This window comes from Parabacteroides sp., assembly GCF_977054455.1.
On sequence record NZ_CDRTCT010000007.1, the window covers coordinates 96,024 to 115,844 of the forward strand.

Annotated in this window: 16 protein-coding genes and 1 pseudogene; 10 read left to right on the plus strand and 7 right to left on the minus strand. The window is 50.0% G+C overall.

Features of this window, described 5'->3' with window-relative positions; genetic code table 11:
• From ACW6QF_RS04955 to ACW6QF_RS04975, 5 genes are all read left to right on the plus strand, one after another.
• On the plus strand, positions 1-1,227 hold the full coding sequence (locus ACW6QF_RS04955; protein WP_456087017.1) for an NADH:flavin oxidoreductase: 1,227 nt from the start codon (positions 1-3) through the stop codon (positions 1,225-1,227).
• On the plus strand, positions 1,227-2,078 hold the full coding sequence (locus tag ACW6QF_RS04960; RefSeq protein ID WP_298546989.1) for an SDR family oxidoreductase: 852 nt from the start codon (positions 1,227-1,229) through the stop codon (positions 2,076-2,078). Before ACW6QF_RS04955 ends, ACW6QF_RS04960 begins: the two co-directional genes overlap by 1 nt.
• A 215-nt stretch (positions 2,079-2,293) precedes the next feature.
• The gene (locus ACW6QF_RS04965; protein ID WP_298546991.1) at positions 2,294-2,878 is read left to right on the plus strand and encodes a 50S ribosomal protein L25/general stress protein Ctc; all 585 of its coding nucleotides are present in this window, start codon (positions 2,294-2,296) and stop codon (positions 2,876-2,878) included.
• Positions 2,879-2,963: 85 nt separating this feature from the next.
• Entirely contained in the window at positions 2,964-3,527 is a 564-nt protein-coding gene (gene pth, locus ACW6QF_RS04970; protein WP_298546993.1) for an aminoacyl-tRNA hydrolase, read from the plus strand.
• Between the two features lie 66 nt (positions 3,528-3,593).
• Positions 3,594-4,028, plus strand: a complete 435-nt coding sequence (locus tag ACW6QF_RS04975) for an RNA-binding S4 domain-containing protein (RefSeq protein WP_298546995.1) — start codon at positions 3,594-3,596, stop codon at positions 4,026-4,028.
• A 163-nt stretch (positions 4,029-4,191) separates the two neighbouring features.
• On the opposite strand, the gene ACW6QF_RS04980 is transcribed toward ACW6QF_RS04975, so the two are convergent.
• The 6 genes from ACW6QF_RS04980 to ACW6QF_RS05005 all read right to left on the minus strand — a co-directional run bounded on the left by ACW6QF_RS04980 (position 4,192) and on the right by ACW6QF_RS05005 (position 12,206).
• Positions 4,192-4,806: a hypothetical protein gene (locus tag ACW6QF_RS04980; RefSeq protein ID WP_298546998.1), complete on the minus strand. Its 615-nt coding sequence runs from the start codon at positions 4,804-4,806 to the stop codon at positions 4,192-4,194.
• 3 nt (positions 4,807-4,809) lie between these two features.
• Positions 4,810-5,793 carry a redoxin domain-containing protein gene (locus ACW6QF_RS04985; protein WP_456087018.1) on the minus strand — a complete coding sequence of 328 codons (984 nt, stop codon included), beginning with the start codon at positions 5,791-5,793 and terminating at the stop codon, positions 4,810-4,812.
• Between the two features lie 19 nt (positions 5,794-5,812).
• Positions 5,813-6,586 (minus strand): EFR1 family ferrodoxin, encoded by a 774-nt coding sequence (locus ACW6QF_RS04990; RefSeq protein ID WP_456087019.1) that lies wholly within the window; start codon positions 6,584-6,586, stop codon positions 5,813-5,815.
• 93 nt (positions 6,587-6,679) lie between these two features.
• The gene (locus ACW6QF_RS04995) at positions 6,680-7,936 is read right to left on the minus strand and encodes a TolC family protein (RefSeq protein ID WP_456087020.1); all 1,257 of its coding nucleotides are present in this window, start codon (positions 7,934-7,936) and stop codon (positions 6,680-6,682) included.
• 29 nt (positions 7,937-7,965) lie between these two features.
• Positions 7,966-11,091, minus strand: coding sequence for an efflux RND transporter permease subunit (locus ACW6QF_RS05000; RefSeq protein WP_456087021.1), 3,126 nt, complete (start codon positions 11,089-11,091; stop codon positions 7,966-7,968).
• Positions 11,092-11,096: 5 nt separating this feature from the next.
• Positions 11,097-12,206, minus strand: a complete 1,110-nt coding sequence (locus ACW6QF_RS05005) for an efflux RND transporter periplasmic adaptor subunit (RefSeq protein ID WP_456087022.1) — start codon at positions 12,204-12,206, stop codon at positions 11,097-11,099.
• Between the two features lie 129 nt (positions 12,207-12,335).
• Between ACW6QF_RS05005 and ACW6QF_RS05010 the strand changes: the two genes are divergently transcribed.
• Together ACW6QF_RS05010 and ACW6QF_RS05015 are read left to right on the plus strand one after the other, a co-directional pair.
• Positions 12,336-12,695 (plus strand): hypothetical protein, encoded by a 360-nt coding sequence (locus tag ACW6QF_RS05010; RefSeq protein ID WP_456087023.1) that lies wholly within the window; start codon positions 12,336-12,338, stop codon positions 12,693-12,695.
• A gap of 17 nt (positions 12,696-12,712) precedes the next feature.
• Positions 12,713-13,645, plus strand: a pseudogene (locus tag ACW6QF_RS05015) (IS3 family transposase); the annotation flags it as partial.
• 415 nt (positions 13,646-14,060) lie between these two features.
• Here the strand turns inward: ACW6QF_RS05015 and ACW6QF_RS05020 are convergent.
• A complete protein-coding gene (locus tag ACW6QF_RS05020) occupies positions 14,061-14,474 on the minus strand; it encodes a hypothetical protein (protein ID WP_456087024.1) in 414 nt (137 codons plus the stop codon).
• Between the two features lie 82 nt (positions 14,475-14,556).
• Between ACW6QF_RS05020 and ACW6QF_RS05025 the strand changes: the two genes are divergently transcribed.
• The 3 genes from ACW6QF_RS05025 (at position 14,557) to ACW6QF_RS05035 (ending at position 19,730) form a co-directional block, all read left to right on the plus strand.
• The gene (locus tag ACW6QF_RS05025) at positions 14,557-16,101 is read left to right on the plus strand and encodes a M28 family metallopeptidase (protein ID WP_456087025.1); all 1,545 of its coding nucleotides are present in this window, start codon (positions 14,557-14,559) and stop codon (positions 16,099-16,101) included.
• Between the two features lie 81 nt (positions 16,102-16,182).
• Positions 16,183-17,796, plus strand: a complete 1,614-nt coding sequence (locus ACW6QF_RS05030) for an ABC-F family ATP-binding cassette domain-containing protein (RefSeq protein ID WP_298547013.1) — start codon at positions 16,183-16,185, stop codon at positions 17,794-17,796.
• A gap of 74 nt (positions 17,797-17,870) precedes the next feature.
• Complete coding sequence (locus ACW6QF_RS05035) at positions 17,871-19,730, plus strand: LTA synthase family protein (protein ID WP_456087026.1); 1,860 nt, start codon at positions 17,871-17,873, stop codon at positions 19,728-19,730.
• Positions 19,731-19,821 lie beyond the last annotated feature (91 nt).

Consider the following 19,821-nt stretch of genomic DNA (forward strand, 5'->3'; position numbering starts at 1 on the left):
ATGGAAAAAGAATCTGTACTGTTCACTCCCGGTAAAATCGGGCCGTTGACCCTGAGAAACCGGACGATACGGGCGGCTGCATTTGAAAGCATGTGCCCCGGAAACGCCCCTTCCGACATGTTGTACGACTACCATAAATCGGTGGCCGCCGGCGGGATCGGCATGACGACTCTGGCCTATGCGGCTGTTACGCAAAGCGGACTTTCCTTCGAACGTCAGCTCTGGATGCGCCCGGAGATCATCCCCGGAATAAAACGCATCACCGACGCCATCCACAAAGAAGGGGCGGCCGCCTCCGTACAACTCGGACATTGCGGAAACATGTCCCATAAAAACATCTGCGGATGCAGGCCCATCTCCGCTTCCGGCGGTTTCAATATCTATTCCCCCACCCTTGTCAGGGGAATGAAACCTTCCGAAATCACGGCTATGGCAAAAGCATTCGGGCAAGCGGTTCATCTGGCTCGCGAAGCCGGAATGGATGCAGTGGAAATACATGCCGGCCACGGTTATCTGATCAGCCAGTTTCTTTCTCCCTATACCAACCACAGGAAAGACGAATATGGCGGCAGCTTGCAAAACCGGATGCGCTTTATGAAAATGTGCATGGACGAAGTGATGAAAGCAGCCGGGCAGGATATGGCAGTGCTGGTAAAGATGAATATGCGCGACGGCTTCAAAGGCGGAATGGAGCTGGATGAGACGCTCGAAGTGGCCCGTACCCTGCAGGACGAATGCGGAGCACATGCCTTGATACTTAGCGGCGGCTTCGTCAGCCGCGCCCCGATGTACGTGATGCGGGGTTCCATGCCGATTCATACGATGACGCATTATATGCCTTTCGGCTGGTTACCGCTCGGAGTCAAAATGGCCGGACGGTTCATGATCCCGTCCGAACCGTTCAAAGAGGCTTACTTCCTGGAAGATGCCCTGAAGTTCAGGGCGGCGTTGAAAATGCCGCTTGTCTATGTCGGCGGTCTGATTTCACGCGAGAAGATAGACGAGGTCTTGAACGACGGTTTCGAATTCGTGAGCATGGCACGCGCCTTGCTGAACGACCCGTCATTCGTAAACAAGATGAAGGAAGACGATCATGCCCGTTGCGACTGCGGACATAGCAACTATTGCATCGCCCGCATGTATTCCATCGAAATGGCATGCCACAAACATATTCAGGACTTGCCCAAAAGCATTGTCAAAGAAATAGAGAAATTAGAATATAAGTAATGGAAAAAGGATTAGCCATCATAACCGGTGCCGACGGAGGCATGGGACAAGTAATCACGGCAGCCCTCGCAAAAGAGGGCTATCCGGTGATTATGGCTTGCCTCGATCCGGAAAAAGCCGCCCCCATATGCGCCCGGATCCGGCAAGAGACCGGAAACACGCAGATTGAAGTCCGGAAAATCAATCTCGCCTCCCTCTCATCCGTCAACAATTTCACCGGCCAATTACTAAAAGAAGGACGTCCCGTCAGCCGCCTGATGAACAATGCCGGCATCCTGACGACTCCGGTACGCAAAACCGAAGACGGGTTGGAGACAATCGTAAGCGTCAATTATGTGGCTCCCTACATGCTCACCCGCCAGTTATTGCCCTTGATGCAACCGGGATGCCGCATTGTAAACACAGTGTCCTGCACGTATGCTATCGGCCGGATCCAACCGGACTTCTTTGAAAAAGGGAAGAACGGACGCTTTTTCCGCATCCCGGTCTATAGCAATACCAAACTGGCGCTGTTATTGTTCACCCAAGAGTTTGCCGAACGGCTGCAAGACAAAGACATCACCATAAATGCCTCGGACCCGGGAATCGTCAGTACGAACATGATCACGATGCAAGCTTGGTTCGACCCGCTAACCGACATCCTGTTCCGCCCCTTTATCAAAACACCGGCCCAAGGCGCGGCGACCGCCATCCATCTGGCTCTTTCGGATGAGGCGAAAGATAGAAACGGTTGTTGCTATGCCAATTGCAAAAAGAGGAATGTGTCGGAACGCATCCGGCATCATGCACAGCAAAAACAACTTTGGGACGATACGGAAACCTTGCTCCGACAAAAAGGAATCCGGTTCTGAACCGGCATGCACTTTTAGTTCCATGCCGATGAAACATCTGTTCCATGCCGATCGAATTATAGTTTCATGCCTATGGAACTAAAAATTCATGCAGACAAGATTTTGCAGATATAAATATAAATCGTACCTTTGCATCGCTTTTAACCCCCGTACGTGTGATGGGAAATTAGAAAGCATAAATATCTAATTTTGAGTAACACAAAAATTAAAACAAAATGAAGACATTTCAATTAGAAGGAAAGTCAAGAGAAGTAGCCGCTACTTCTGCAGACCAGAAGAGAGCTTTGAAGGCTATGCGTAAAAACAACGAAATTCCTGCTGTACTGTACGGCGGTGAAAAAGTATCTCATTTCACTATCACGAAAGACAGTGTCCGTAACTTGGTTTACAGCCCTGAAATCTTTGTCGTAGAACTGGCTATCGACGGCAAGAAGACAATGGCTATCGTTAAAGATATCCAGTTCCAGCCTGTAACCGACGCTATCCTGCACATGGACTTCCTGGAAGTATCAGAAAACAAACCGGTAGTAATGGAAGTTCCGGTTGTTCTGGAAGGTCATGCTGAAGGTGTCAAAGCCGGTGGTAAACTGAACTTACAGATGAGAAAGCTGAAAGTAAAAGCCCTTTACACAGCAATTCCTGAGAAATTACATATCAATGTCGACCACCTGGGATTAGGCAAGACTATGCAGGTTGGCGCATTGCACTTCGAAGGCCTTGAACTGATGAACGCTAAGAACGCTGTCGTTTGCGCCGTTCAGTTGACTCGTGCCGCTCGTGGTGCTCAGGCTAAGGCATAATAAGATTATTATTCCTAAATAATGTAAGGGGAGGATATTCAGCAGAGTATTCTTCCCTTTGTCATATACTAAAAACTACATAACAATGAAATATCTGATAACAGGACTTGGAAACATCGGCTCCGAATATTTAGGGACGCGCCATAACATCGGATTCCGCGTTGTAAACGCATTGGCTGAAGATGCCGGAGTTTCTTTCACGGAAGAACGTTATGGTGCAATCGCCCGGATGCGTGTCAAGAACTGTGAGCTGATCGTACTGAAGCCTAACACGTTCATGAACCTGAGCGGCAATGCCGTCCGCTACTGGTTGCAGAAAGAAAACATTCCGGTAGAGAATCTGTTAGTTATAGTGGACGACCTGGCACTTCCGTTCGGTACACTCCGCCTGAAGCCGAAAGGCAGCGATGCCGGACACAACGGATTGAAAAACATCCAACAGTTGTTAGGCACACAAGAATACAGCCGCCTCCGTTTCGGTATCGGTAGCGATTTCCCGCGCGGAGGGCAAATCAACTATGTGCTCGGCAAGTTTCCGCCGGAAGAACTCCAGGAAATGCCGGAAAAGATGAAACGGGCAGTAGAAATCATCAAAAGTTTCTGCCTGGCCGGCATACAGAACACAATGAACTTATACAACAATAAATAGTTAACAAGCGGCAGCCGGCTGTTTCATGCCACAGTCACCAAGCAGTCCCTGCCAACCCATAATAAGATGAACGAAGTCCGTATAGACAAATGGATGTGGGCTACCCGCATATTCAAAACACGTACGATAGCCGCTGAAGCCTGCAAGAAAGGCAGGATCATGATAAACGGCGTTACGATAAAGCCTTCCCGCATGATCAAAGTCGGGGAAGTGATCCAGGTGCGCAAACCGCCTATCACCTTTTCCTTTAAGGTACTGGATTTGACAGAGCGGCGTATGGGAGCCAAGCTGGTCCCTGGCTATCTGGAAAACGTAACGACACCCGACCAATACGAAATCCTGGAAATGAACCGCATATCCGGATTCGTAGACCGGGCACGCGGAATGGGCCGTCCGACTAAGAAAGACCGTCGAGAGCTGGAACAGTTCACCGATCCCGGCTTATCAGACGACGGTTTCGATTTCGAATTTGACTTCGAAGACCCGGACGACGAGGAATAATAGAGCCTAAAGGATAAAAAAATAGCCTTTAGGCTATCCAACTACAGGATATAGGGTAGCGGCAAAAAAGCTATAGCTTTTACTGAAATAGGTAGGCATCTTTTTGACAAAGGATACCTACCTATTTTAAGAAAGATGCCTGTTGCTTTTTGATGAAATCCGGCTACTTCAGCAAAGGTTTCAATTCCTTCTCAAATATATCTTTGCTGACAATACGATAATGAGGCGAATAGGAATCTTCAAACACTTTGCTGTGATGCCCGACAAACTCTCCCCTATCCAACCGCTCTTCTATCTCTTTGCGGTCAGCCTCATATCCGGGCAAAGCCAAATCCATTAGACGAATGATCGCCTCGATCCGAAGCCACTCTTTTTTCCATTCGTCAACCGTAACAGGCCGGATGCCGTTTACACTGCGGACAAAAGCATCAAAAAAAGTGGCATACGGAATCTGTCCATTCTTGATAACCGATAGATTTACCCGCAGGAAATTACCTTCCCAACCGGTCGGCTCGGCAACATCGCCGGTACATTCCGTATAGGAAGCAAGTTCATGACGCAGATAATTACCGGCTGATGTTGTATCGCCGATGATATGCCCCGGACCGAATTTATCCTGAAAGAAATTCTTATAGAGATCCTTCAATGTCGATTTGGGGTACTTCTGCATCTGCCGGGAAACGGCAACATGCACGGCTTTTTCAAAGTCCTTCTTTTCTGTCGCTGAAAGGCAGAGACAGAAAAGAAAGAATAAAGTCAGAAAACCATATCTCCGCATCGTTTATTTTATTACTTCTTCCAATGTCTTGTGCAAATCCTCACCCGTTATATTCTTGGCAATAATCACCCCGTCCGGTCCCAACAGGACATTGGCCGGAATACCACGAACACCGTAAAGGGCCGGTATTTCCGAATCCCAATACTTCAGGTCGGAAAGATGCGTCCAGGCCAGATTGTCGTCGGCAATCGCTTTCAGCCATTTGCTTTTATCATTGTCCAGGGAAATACCTACAATCGTAAAGTTTTTATCCTTATAGTCATTGAAAGCCTTCACCACATTCGGATTCTCGCGGCGGCAGGGAGGACACCAGGAAGCCCAGAAGTCCAGCAACACATATTTGCCTCTGAAATCCGAAAGCGACACAGATACACCTGCCGTATCAGGCAACGAAAATTCAGGAGCCACCTTACCTATCTGCACATTCTCCAATTGCTTGATAATTCCGTCCAAATCTTTCACATAGGGGCAATCAGCCAGTTCGGGGGAAATCTTGGCACGAGTTGCTTTCAGTTCATCCAGCGGCAACTGGTAAGTGAAGTAACGATACAGATAAAAAGCGGCGGCAGGCGAAGCCGGGTACTTGGTGATCAGGCTGTCAATGTCATACCCTTCTTCGAAAACCTTTCCGGCATTCTCCTGAAAGATCGCATTGACAGGAGAGTTCCGGACCGTAATCGTCTCGCCGTCATTACTTATCCGCACATCCATATTTGTATTTTCGACAAAGAACTGAACCGGATAATTCATGTCTTCTGTTGCCAGACCAAACAATAAAGGCTGATCCACTTCTCCTTTAAAAGTAAACTTCCCATCTTTTACCTCTGCCGTATCGACATCAAAAAACATCTTATTCCGGAAGGACTTGAGATAAACCTTCCCATCCGTCCTGCCGGTCACTTCTCCATTTATCACATAACCTTTCGGTGCTTCCTGGCAACTTGCCAACGTCAGGGCCACTAAGGCTGTCACTACTAATCGTTTCATTTTCTAACTGTTTTGTTTATTATTTAATCTCAGGGTGATGATATCGCCCTTTTTTCAGCGTTCCCTTTCCATATTCGATCGCACGGACCGGACAGCGGTGAATGCAAGCGACACACTGCACACAGGTATCCGTCCAAACAGGCTTCCCTGCCTGCATGCTGATCGTTCCGGTCGGACAAATCCGTTCACATAACCCACAGGAAATACAAGCATCCGTCACCCGGAAAGAATTACTTCCGATGGCCAGATGTGTAAAAAGAGGATAAATCCAGTAGCTTTTCAAACCGGGCATACTTCCTGTCTGATACAAAGTGTCCTGCCGATGCTCCCGGATCGCTTCGATAATCCCGGCCACACGCGCCGGGGCATCCTGCAATTTCCGTTCCTCCACCTCTTTGCCGTCGACATTGAAACCGGGCAGCAAGATATAATTGTTCGGCATGATGACAGAGTATGCAGCCGTAAGCGATATCGCTCTTTTTCCCAATGCTTTCCCGATCAGCCGGTCCGTATGCCCGCATTCATCTCCACAGGTAGAAACGGAATAGACCGGCTGTCCGTCGTATCCGTTTAAAGCCAGACGGGAGATAAAACGGGTCACAGGCACCGCCGGTCCCCAGGAATGCACGGGATAGACGAACAAAATCTTTTCATCCGGACGAACCGGATAAGCTAAGTCTTTCTCTTCCTTACGCAGCTCATCCGCAATTGAAATCAACGGTTCTCCAAACGCCTCACTCAGAGCCTTTGCCACCCAAAGAGAGTTTCCTGTTCCGGTAAAGTAAAATATCATATTCCTATTTCTGTTTGAAGTACAAAAATAGGTATAATTCAAGAATATATCTTACCTTTACCTTATTAAGAAACCTAAATAACAACGTTACGACTACAATTCCACATCCCAGATTCCGGCGCTCTTTTCCAATTCCACCAAAGCCGTGCTGTAATTAAACAAAGTTTCGATGTACCGGGCTTGCACTTCATCGTAGGTTCGTTGTGCGTCGAGAACTTCCAACAAAGAGACTTCTCCCCGGTTATAGCTGTAAATCTTGCCATCTATCACTTCACGCGCCTGGCTGAGCATACCGTTTTCATAACGTTCCACCTGCTTGGAGAAAGATCGATAACTGCGGTATGCCTGCATGACTTCTGTCTGAACCTGTAGCAAAGCCTGCTGATATTGTGTCTCGGCCTGCTGTTCACGGAAACGGGCGGCACGGACAGCGCCCTTGTTGAAGTTGGAGAACTTCAAAGGGACGGCAATGCCGGCTGTCACTCCCGTAAAAGGAGGAGCGGGCGCTTCTTCGTTGTACACGCGTGCATTACGGCTGACTGCAATTGACAAGTCCACATCCGTATTCCTTTCACGCCGAGCCACCTTCAAGGCACGGGAAGCGACTTCCTTATTCTTGAGGGCGGCCACCAGGTCGGCACGATTCTCCACGGCATCAGAAAGCAGATCCGCCATTACGAAATTGCGGGACGACATACGCAAGTCGGCTTGCGGCTGAAAAAGAGTGTCATGCGCAAGCGTACCGGTCAGCAAGTTCAGACGGGAAAAAGCATTCTGCAACTCGGCACCGGCCTGCAACAGTTCGTTATGCAGTATTCCGGCTTCCAGACGACTCTGCGTAGCATCGATCTCCATGATTTTACCTAAAGAATGGCGGACACTGTCGCTTTCCGCCAACTGCCGGATATTTTCGTAAGCATTCTCCTTTACCTTATATAACTCGTACTGCTTCAATGCTTCCAGATAGGAAACGGTAGCTTCCGAACGAAGATTACGGAAATAATCGGCAAGCAATGCTTTCGTCAGCTCGTTTTCACTGCGGGCAAGTGCTATGCCGGCACTGCGCTTACCAAAAGTAAACGTCTTGCTTAACTCGACTTCCACTCCTTCCCCCATTTGAAGGCTGTTATTCTCATTATTAAAATAGGAAACGGACAAATTCGGATCATTGAACACCTTGGCTGCCGTCACTTCAGCCTCCGACACATTCACATTCAGACGCTCTGCAGCGTATTCCAAGTTGCCTTCTACAACCTTTTCCATATATTGACGATAAGAAAGAGGAACGATTTGCTGGGCGGAAAGCGACAAGGCGCCACATAAACCGATTATAGACAAGTATAATTTCATTGCGATTCTATCTTATTTGATTATTCAATTTATAACAACGACTCACCGCTCCCGATACTTTTATCCACTTCCCGAAGCGGCTCTCTGTCGAGGTAACGCTTCTCCACCATATAATATAGGGCAGGAAGCACATACAAGGTGATAACGGTTGCGAACAGCAAGCCATATACGATGACGGTTGCCAGCGGCCGCTGCACATCCGACCCGATGCCGGTACTAAGGGATGCCGGCAGCAAACCGAGAACCGCAACCGTGGCAGTCATGAGGATCGGACGGAAACGGTGCTTGGTCCCGGTAATAACCGATTCCTTGAAATCGCGTCCACGCGTACGGAGGTTGTTGATATGCGAAATCATAATGACACCATTCTGGATGGCGACACCGATCAGGGCGATAAAACCGACCGCAGACGACACGTTCAACGTCATCCCCCGCACATTCAACGCCAACATACCACCGAACAGGGCCAACGGAACGACACACATCATCAGGGCCGCCTGCCGGAACTTACCGCAAGCGGCGAACAAAAGCAACAGCATAATCCCCAATGCCAACGGCACGACTGCCGCCAAACGGCTGTAGGCACGATGCTGGTTTTCGAACTGTCCGGCCCATTTAAGATGCACCTGGTCGTGATCGTACTTCACCTCCCGGTCGATAATCTTATCCGCTTTATTCAGAAAGGCAGTCAGGTCGACTCCACGCAAGTTCACACGAACCGTCAGATGGCGCTTGTTCATCTCGCGGGTAATCGTGCTGGCGCCGGTCGTCATCCTGATATCGGCGACCTGCGAAAGCGGTATCTTCGTACCGGCATCTGTCGTCAGCAACAGATTCCCGATCCGTTCGGGCGAGTTACGGCTGGCATCGTCGAAACGGCAGATCACATCATAGCTCTTGCTGCCGACAAAAATCTGGGAGATAGCCTTTCCCCCGATTGCCAACTCGATCAGGTCCGCCACATCCGATACATTCAAACCATATTGTGCGATACGGTCGCGGTTGGCGATAATCTGAAGCTGGGGAAGAGGCGGTTCCTGGTCCACGGCGACATCGGCCGCTCCCGGAATCGTCTTCAAGACATTGGCCACCTTCTCGGCGATATGGCGCGTTTCGATAATATCGTCTCCATAGATTTTCAAGGCCAGGTCGCTATGAGCACCGGCAATCTGGTCCATCACCATGTCGATGATCGGCTGGGAGAAACCGACGGAATAGCCCGGCATGGTAGAGAGCTTCTCCGACATTTCCTCAATCAGATCGGCCTTCGTCTTTCCATATTCCCAAGTGCTGTAGGGCTTAAGGCCGACACCGCATTCGATATGAGACAGAGAAAACGCCTCCGCCCCCTCGTCGTCACGGCCTACCTGCGTCATGACATACGACACCTCATCGAACTGCTTCAACGTCTTGCGCAACTCGGCTCCCATTTCTTTCGACTTCTCGATGGAAATCCCCGGAGGCAGCTGCACCTGTATCCAGATCGCCCCTTCATCCAGAGGCGGCAGGAAATCCTTGCCGACGGTATAACTCAGCACACCCGCACCGACCAAGATAAAAGCCAACGGCATGAGAACCCGCTTCGGCTTTTCCAGCAGATTCGTTATCTGCCTGTTATAGCCTTCCGAAAGTTTTTCGAGCCAACGGTTATGATAGAGTTTACGCGGCTTGCGGTAAGCAAAGAAAGCCAGTCCCGGAATCAGCAACAACGCCACGCACAAAGCCCCGGCCAAAGCATATCCCACCGTATAGGCCATCGGCGTAAACAGTTTCTTCTCGATATGCTCGAAAGCGAAGAGCGGAAGATAAGCCGTAATAATAATCAGGGTGGAAAAGAAGATCGGCCGCGCCACTTCGGTCGTACGGCGCAATATGGACTCTTCCGTCAAGATCTCGTCCGAATGCCGTTCGCGCTTCTTCAACACCGTTTCCATCATCACGATCGCCCCGTCCACCAAGATACCGAAGTCGATCGCCCCCAACGACAGCAGGTTGGCCGGAATATCGGTAATGTGCATCAGGATAAAGGCAATCAACAGGGACAACGGAATCGTCAAAGCCACCAGCAACGCGCCCCGCCAACTTCCCAGAAACAGGATCAGCACCAGCACGACCAGCACCATCCCTTCGAAAAGCGTGTGCGACACCGTATGCAAGGTCGTGTTCACCAAATCGGTTCGGTCCATAAACACATGGATGCGGGTTCCTTCCGGCAAGGTCTCGTTGTTCAGTTCCTCAACGGCTTCATGCACCCCCTTCAGGACCTGCGAAGGATTCTCTCCCCGCAACATCTGCACGATCCCTTCCACACCGTCCGATATATCGCGTACACCGTCCGTAAAGCCCAACACGCCTTTGCGCTCCAGATTTCCGTATTTCAGACGCCCGATGTCGTTCAAGTAGATCGGAACGCCATTCTCCGTCTTGATCACGATCCGTCCCAGGTCTTCCAGATCCTTCACCAGCCCGATCCCGCGGATCACATAGCTCAGGTCGCCCCGGCTCAACATGCTACCTCCGGCGTTCACATTATTCTTTTCGATCTTCTCGGTTATATCGCCCAGCGTCACGTCATACTGATCCAGCTTATGCGGGTCCACCTCGATCTGGTACTGGGTCGTGATCCCGCCATAGTTACTGACGTCGGCAACACCGGTCACCTGTTTCAGGCGCGGAATAACCACCCATTTATGCAGGTCTGTCAGTTCGCGGCGGTCCAGACGGTCGCTTTCCAGCACATAGCGGAAGATTTCCCCGGTCGGCGAAGTCAACGGGTTCAGCCCCGGAACCGCATCATACGGCAGCTCCACATCGACAAGCCGTTCCTGCACACGCTGGCGTGCCCAGTAATCCTCTATGCCATCATCGAAAACGAGTACGACAGTGGAAAGCCCGAACGTGTTCTTACTACGCATCACGTTCAGTCCCGGCATCCCGTTCATCGCCCTTTCGATCGGGATACTGATCTGCTGTTCTATCTCTTCGGCCGCCAGCCCCGGCACCTGGGTAACGATCTGGACGGTCGTATCGGCAATGTCAGGATAAGCATCGATCGCCAGCTTTGTCCACGAATAATAGCCGACAACCGCCAGAAACAGGAACAGGACGAACATCAGTCCTCGCCGATGTATCGCCAGGTAAATAATCCTTTTCATAGCGTTTACCGTACATCAATTAAGTAAAAAGCTCCGGCGACGACGATCTCCTCTCCGGGGACTAAGCCCGACAACACAACGGTTTTCTTCCCATCGCTGACACCTGTCGAGACCTTCTGTTTCCGGTAATTATTATTGCCCAAAGCAACGAGCACATAGCTGTCGTCTTCTTCCTGCAGGATCGCGGATGTCGGGATACGGATCACCTCGGCGGCCTTATCGCTCAACTTTACCGTGCCGTACATGGCAGGTTTCATCAGCCGGTCACGGTTGTCGCATTCGATCAGCACCTCCACCGAGCGCGTATCTTCGTCCAGCATTTCGCCGATATGGTAAATCTTTCCCGTAAACGGCTGTTCCGGCAAGGCGACCAGACGGATCTCCACGTCGTCGAGCGCCTGCACCAGACCCATATCCTTCTCCTTCACATGAGCCGCCACCCAGACCTTGTTCAGGTCGGCAATCACCGCAACCGGATCGGCATCTTCCTTCATATACTGGCCGATCACAATATGATCCTTTACGACCTCTCCCGCTATCGGGGAACGGACGACAAGCGGCTGTCCCAGTACCAGATCGTCCGGGTTGATCTGGAACACCTTCAAGGCCGCCTCGGCATTCTCATAGTCTTTCTTCTTCAATTCATAATTCACCTCGGCCTCTTCCAGTTCCTTCTGAACGCCGACCTTGTTGCGGATCAAGTCTTTCTCGCGCTTCAGGCTCTTCAAGGCCAGCTCCATCTCCTGTTTAGCTTGGTAGTAAGCCTTTCCCGTCTCGAAGAACGAAGGGGAACTGATCTCGAAAACCGGGCTGCCCGGCACCACTCTCTGTCCGAGACGGACGAACGACTTGCTGATACGTCCGGCAAACGGAGAAGCGATCTCCGCATAGTTAGCCGGGATCGCCTTTACGACGCCGGATGTGCTGAACTCCATGCAATAGGGTTCACGTACGACTTTCTCCGTTTTCAGACGGGACAGGATCGGCGAGTCCGCACCGATTTGTATGGTATCTCCTTTTAAAGTGACAGCGGCAGACGCCTCATCGTCCTGCTTGTCGGAATGGCAGGCACTCAATACCATTGCAGGAAGCAACAGTAACAATATTCGTTTCATAATAATAAGAAATTATTGCGTTTGGAAATTTCTCCCTGCCACTTTCGGGAAAGGGACAGGGAGCGATTGTTATATTCCCCGCCTCTCTGTCTTTTTGTAAATATGGTTGACTCTAAAAGAATCATCGAAATGAAAGAAAAGAATTACACTCAAGAACAAGCACGCAATTTGCTTACTCAGGAAATAAATCGTCTTCGCCTGCTTGAAGGCATGGATGTAAAGAGTATTATAGAGAAATTAGGAGTAAGTCGTAGCCGCGTTTACAAAGCATTGACTACCTTTGAGCGAGAAAATCCTCAACAAGTCGAATTAATGAAAAAGTGTGGAAAAGAAGTCACTCCTGAAGACTACAAGAAGTTACAAGAGGAGATCGCGATCCTGAAAAAGGATTTGACCCGTGAACGCTTGCGTGCTGATTTTTATGAGGAAATGGTCGCTTTCGGTAAAGAAGTTTATGGTATCGACCTAAAAAAAGCTGGCACCAAGTAGCAAATAGGCTTCACGATAGGGACAAGAAGCTTTACGGCATTGTCCCTATGTGTCGTCTGCTTGGTGTGAGTAAACAAGCCTACTACCAGCATGTGGATAATCTGATGCTCAAGCTGTCCCAGGAATCTTTTGTGGTTGAGTTCGTTAAAGATGTCCGTAGAAAAGATCGTGGCATAGGTGGCAATAAGCTCTGGCAGATGTACCGGCAGCAGTTCGGAGAGGAGCGGAGCGTGGGATATAACCGTTTTTATGATATCCTGGAACGTTACGGGTTGAAGGTGCGCAAACGCAAACGGCGCGTGTCAACCACGGATTCCAATCATGATCTCCCCCTTTATCCGAACCTGGTGAAAGATCTGCTCCCCAGCCGTGGCTGTGAATTGATAGTGAGTGACATCACTTATATTCCGTTTTGGACAAGCAAGGAGCGCAAGGAATACGACTTTTGCTATCTATCCCTGGTTACGGACTATTATACGAAAGAAATCGTGGGTTATAGCGTGGGAGAAACATTGGAATCAAAATATCCGTTGGAAGCCCTGGAAATGAGCTTGAAGCATTACAAGGGGAAAGACCTGTCAGGATTGATCCACCATTCCGACCGTGGTGTGCAATATGCCAGTTACGCGTATACAGGCCGTTTAAAGGACTGTAAAATAGGCATAAGCATGACCGAGAGCGGAAATCCCAAGGACAATGCCGTGGCCGAGCGTGTGAATAATACCATTAAGAATGAGTTTTTTAAGGATATGGAGTTTTATAGTATCCGGGAAGTGAAAGCGGCCGTGAAAGGTGCCGTAGACTTTTATAACCATGAACGCCCTCACTTGAGCTTGGAGGGCATGACACCCGCCCAGGCAGCCCGGTGTGAAGGCGAGATGAAAAAAAGGTGGAAAAGTTACCGGGAAATAGCCATCAAGAAGAAAAAAGACTTGGCGCAAACCGGATAAAGAGCCGCCGCCGGAGCGAAGAAGCACACGGTAAGGCTCTTTGGAGGCTTCACGCCTCCAGCCGCATGGCAAACCACCGTGGTGGTTTTTTCATGATCTCTTTGGGATAATAACAATATTGATTATTTTTGTCCGGGTTAACCTCGTTCATCAATAAGAAAGAACAGGGTCAACCTATTTTATTACTAAGTTACAAACCGGTCAACCTGCTTTATAAATAAGACGCTAAGTAGTCAACTAAAAACGTTAACATACACTCCTAAATAGTTTCATAAGTATGAAACAAAAGTTTCACTACTATGAAACAAGAGTTCCAATACTATGAAACAAAAGTTCCACTACCATGAAACATCGAGTTCTACCGGTAGAACATTCAGAGACGAGGAGGGACGTCAAGAAACACGTCCGTATATTTTTATCCAATGAATACGGGAGGGGCACGTTGACTCCTGCTGCGGATGACCCGAAGGACAGATACAGACTCAAGTTGCAACAGGAAAGTAGCAAGCAGCACCCAAGCGATCCCCACGACAAAACCCAGAGTCTCTTCCAAGACCAGATCGTTCAGCAGATGGATGGTCTCGAAAGCCTCGGTAGTATGGGTGTGCTGGGGTTGCCCGTCCTGTCCGGGCAGATAGGGATGCGAGTGGATAATCGTGTAGGTCGGAAAATGGTGGACATGGGTAAAGGCAACACCTCCCGCGTAGTAGCTGATAAAGAGCACTACCAACAGAAACTTCAATATGGAATTGCGAAACACGCCCACTTGCCCTGTTTTTTGCCTGCAAAGATATTTATTTCTTCCGTTATCAGGATACGAATCTGTCACGTTTATCAGACATTTACCTGAAATTCATTTGGAACACGAACTTTTTATATCTTAATTTGCATCACCATAAAACACACACAATATGAAAAGAGCTATACTTATCTGGGCGGCGATGGCTTGCATGGCTGCTCAATCGGTCCCGGCACAGGATGCTGCCGTAGACAAAATTATCGAAATCGGTCAAACGGACAACCAGGTGATGGATCATTTGGATGTGCTCACCAACCGCATCGGCGGCCGCGTGATCGGTTCGAATGCCTATGACAATGCGGTCGACTGGGTGTCCTCCAAGTTCAAGGAATGGGGGCTGGATGTCGAATTGCAGGAAGCCGGTACGTTACCGGTCGGCTTCAACCGCGGACCGTGGTTCGGCAAGCTGTTAGGCGAGAACGGGATGGAACTGCACTTCGTCACTCCCTCCTACACTGCCGGAACAAAAGGAGTACAACGTGGACATGTCTTGCAGGAACCGCTTACCCAAAGCGAATTCGACCGTATAAAAGGACAACTGAAAGGGGCTTGGGTGCTGATTAACGGAAAGAATGTCGGCTGGCCGGTCGACCGTTCCGCCAAAGGCGACTCCATCCGTGCCGCCATCATTGCCGAAAACAATGAAACGGCCAAGAAGAATTACCAGATCATGGAGGATAACTGGCGCAACAATACCGACAACCCGCTGTTGCCGTTGAAAGAGGATGTCCCGGCCTTGTTTTACAAACAGATGTGCGAAGCCGGCGTATTGGGCTTTATCCAGTCGGCCAGCGTCCCTCTGCGGGCTCTCTATGACAAGGCGGTCATGCACGATCCGACTTTCACGTTCGACAACCTGCCGGACGTTTGCGACATCAAGTTGGACGAACACCAGTATGCGACCATCAAGCAGATGGTAAAGGAACGCCGCACCTTCTTCCTGGAATTCGATATCCGCAACCATTTCCGGATGGGGCCGGTGAAATACTATAATGTGATCGGCAAGATCAAAGGCTCCAAATACCCGGACGAGTATGTGATGGCGAGCGGTCATCTGGATGCGTTCGACGTGGCGACGGGCGGCGTGGACTGCGGTTCCGGCGTTACTCCGGTGATGGAAGCAGCCCGCATGATCATGAAATCCGGCGCAAAGCCCAAACGGACGATGTTGTTCTGCGCTTTCGCCGGCGAAGAATTCGGATTGTTAGGTTCTACAGCCTGGGTCAAGGCCAACAAGGACAAGTTAGATAAGATCTCCAACCTGTTCAACCGCGACGGCGGCCCGACACCTCCCGTCGGACTCGACGTACCGAAAGCGATGTACCGGGATTTCGTGAAGATATGCGAACCGATCAAGAAAATCCGGCCCGACTACCCGTTCGAAGTGAAAGAAGCCGGCCCGTTCACCAAGCCGTCGCAACCGGGCGGCACAGACGCTTCGGTCTTTGCCGTCGAGGCTGTCCCGGCTATCGACTTCAACGAAAAGGACATCAAAGGCTATAACTTCAGCTACGGCGAAATCTGGCACACCGAACGCGATACTTACAGCAAAAGCATCCCGGAATACCAGGAACATGCCGCTACGGTGATGGCGATCGTGACGTTAGGAGTGGCAAACCTGGATCATTTGCTGTCGAGGGAAGGCTTGTATAAATAGTTACTTTCGGCTTGGTCCGAAAGTAACCGATATTTTTTGTACCTTTGCACACTCAATAGCAAATTAATAGGTATATAAGATATGATAACGGTTAACAATCTGGACGTACAGTTCGGAAAACGTATCCTGTTCCAGGATGTCAATATGAAGTTTACACCGGGCAACTGCTACGGTATCATCGGGGCTAACGGCGCCGGTAAATCAACATTCCTCCGTGTTATCAGCAAGCAGCTGGACCCGACACGCGGAACCGTGTCTTTAGGGCCGGGCGAACGCCTTTCCGTATTGAGCCAGGATCACTTCGCATTCGACGAATATACCGTAATAGACACGGTGTTGATGGGCCACACCACCCTTTGGGAGGTGATGAGCGAGAAAAACGCCCTGTATGCAAAACCCGATTTCAGCGATGCCGACGGTATCCGCGTATCGGAACTGGAAGAGAAATTCGCCGAAATGGAAGGCTGGAATGCCGAAAGCGATGCCGCCGCCCTGCTGAGCGGCCTGGGTATCTCGGAAGAATTCCATTACACACTGATGAAGGACATGAGCGGTAAGCAGAAAGTACGTGTCCTGCTGGCACGCGCCCTTTTCGGACAACCCGATAACCTGTTGCTGGACGAGCCGACCAACGACCTCGACCTCGAAACCGTCATGTGGCTCGAAAACTACCTGGCAAACTTCGAACACACCGTGTTGGTTGTCAGCCACGACCGTCACTTCCTCGACTCCGTTTGCACGCATACGGTAGATATCGACTTCGGCAAGCTGCAGATGTTCGCCGGAAACTACAGTTTCTGGTACGAATCCAGCCAGTTAGCACTCCGCCAGCAGCAGAACCAGAATAAGAAAGCGGAAGAAAAGAAGAAAGAATTGGAAGAGTTCATCCGCCGCTTCAGCGCCAACGTGGCGAAGTCCAAACAGACGACCAGCCGAAAGAAGATGTTGGAGAAACTGAACATCGAAGAGATCAAGCCGTCTTCACGACGTTATCCGGGTATCCTGTTCACACCGAACCGCGAACCCGGCAACCAGATATTGGAAGTAAAGGGGCTGACAAAGTCCATCGACGGAAAAGTCCTGTTCCGGGATCTGAACTTCAATGTAGAGAAAGACGACAAGATCGTATTCATCAGTCACGACCCGCGTGCGATGACCGCCCTTTTCCAGATCATCAACGGAGAAGAAAAGGCAGATGCCGGAACCTATCAGTGGGGACAGACCATCACGACGACCTATCTGCCGCTCGACAACTCCAACTATTTCAACTCGGATTATAACCTGATCGACTGGTTGAGTCAGTTCTCGCCCGACACGAATGAAGTCTTCCTGAAAGGCTTCCTCGGTCGTATGCTGTTTTCCGGCGAAGAGCTGTTGAAGAAAGTGAGCGTACTTTCCGGAGGTGAAAAGATGCGTTGTATGATCTCCCGCATGATGTTGACGGATGCCAACTGCATCATCCTCGACACGCCGACCAACCATCTGGACCTGGAATCCATCCAGGCGTTCAACAACACCTTGCAGTCATTCAAAGGAAACATCCTGTTCTCCAGCCATGACCATGAGTTCATCCAGACGGTTGCCAACCGCATCATCGAGCTGACTCCGAACGGCATTATCGACCGGATGATGGAATACGATGACTATATTACCGATCCGATGGTTGCCGAGCTGAGAGAAAAGCTTTATAAATAAACAAGCATTGATAACTTTCCAGAAGAAGAACCAGGTACGCGTACCTGGTTCTTTCTCCGATACCTTCCCTGTATATGAAGAAAAGAATCCTCTTCCTCCTCGCCCTATTTTTGATCTGGTTACCACTCTTGGCAGTCCAAAAGCCGGTGTTCATGCTGTACCACCATGCCTTAGCGAGCGGATGCCCGCTAATCGATTACCTTAAGGTAATTACACACGGGTTGCTGTTGGACTGCACGATAGCCGGTTATCTGACGGCGTTACCTTTACTGATGACGTTAGTTTCGGTATGGTTGCCGGGGACTTTTTACAGGAGACTGCTGAAAGGATATTTCGGGATCATGGCGGTATTGATCGCAGCGATCTTCTCCGTAGATGTGGCTTTATACAGCTATTGGGGATTCAGGTTGGATGCAACGCTTTTCTTCTATCTCCAATCACCCGGTGACGCGATGGCAAGCGTACCGCCGGGACAATTCGTTGCCCAGTTGCTGATGTTCGCCGTATATGCTTTCGGGATATATTGGGTGTTGAAAAGGTTTATCGTTCCGCTTTTCCCTGCAACACAGGTACGGAAACGGTTGAGCGGAAGCCTTATCATTATCCTGTCGGGAGGAATACTCTTCATTCCGATACGGGGAGGAGTAACGACTTCGACGGCGAACGTGGGGATGGTATATTTCAGCCAAAACCAGTTCCTTAACCATTCGGCAATCAATCCTTGTTTCAGCCTGGTCGCCTCGCTCAGCAAGCAGCAGGATTTTGCGGCACAGTTCAATTTCTTCCCGGAAGAGGAAAGGAAGGAGATAATGAGTACCTTGTCCCAGCGCTCCCGCATCAAGTGCGGGAACGAGGAAGACGCCACGATGCCGCAAGCCCTTCTCAATACCTCTCGGCCGAATATATTGATTATCCTGATGGAAAGTTTCTCGGCGAACGCGATCGGGGCGGTCGGCGGAGATTCGGTCATTACGCCCAACCTAAACCGGTTGAGTAAGGAAGGTGTACTTTTCACCAACATGTATGCCAATTCGTTCCGGACAGACAGAGGTATCGTTTCGGTGCTGAACGGGTATCTGGCACAGCCGACCACTTCCATCATGAAGTATCCGGCAAAAAGCCAAACGCTCCCCTCCATTGCCAAAAGCCTGACTAACGAAGGATATGTCGCCGACATGCTGTATGGCGGAGACATCAACTTCACCAATATGCAGAGTTATTTCTTCAGTTCCGGTTATGGCCGGATCACGGCAGACCGTGATTTCCCGCTCACCAGCCGCCTGAGTAAATGGGGAGCGAACGACGATGTGACGTTCCGGCACCTGTACGAAGACATCAAAAGCAGGGACAGCCAGGCACCCTGGCTCAGCACGTTCCTGACGTTAAGCAGCCATGAGCCTTTTGAAGTACCCTATCACCGATTGGACGAAATGGGACTGTATCCGAACTCGGTTGCTTTCACGGACAGTTGCATCGGCGACTTCATCGATAAACTGAAAGAGCTGCCGGCATGGAAGAACACGCTGGTTATTTTCGTTTCCGACCACGGATATCCTTATCCGAAAGAGGTAACGGGCTATGAACCCCGCCGCTACCATATTCCGATGCTCTGGATCGGCGGTGTGGTGAAAGGACCTGTCGTGATCGACAAATATGCCAACCAGACGGATCTTGCCGCTACCTTGTTGAGCCAATTAGGGATCGATCACGACGCTTTCACTTTCAGCCGGAACATCCTAAGCCCCGATTACCCGGAATATGCTTTCTACACTTATTCCAACGGGTTCGGGTTTATCGACAGTACCGGTATCTCCGTCTATGACAACGAAGGAAACAAGCCTCTGATCGAAACTCCCCGCGAAGGCAGCGACCTGCGACTTCGCAAAGGAAAGGCATTGCTGCAAACTCTTTATGACGATTTAGGAAACAGGTAAACATGCAAGATGGGAAGTGTTTGTTATATTTATCCGTCGGTAGAAGTAAAAGGATCAACCAAATATTTCACTACATTTGTACCCACGAATC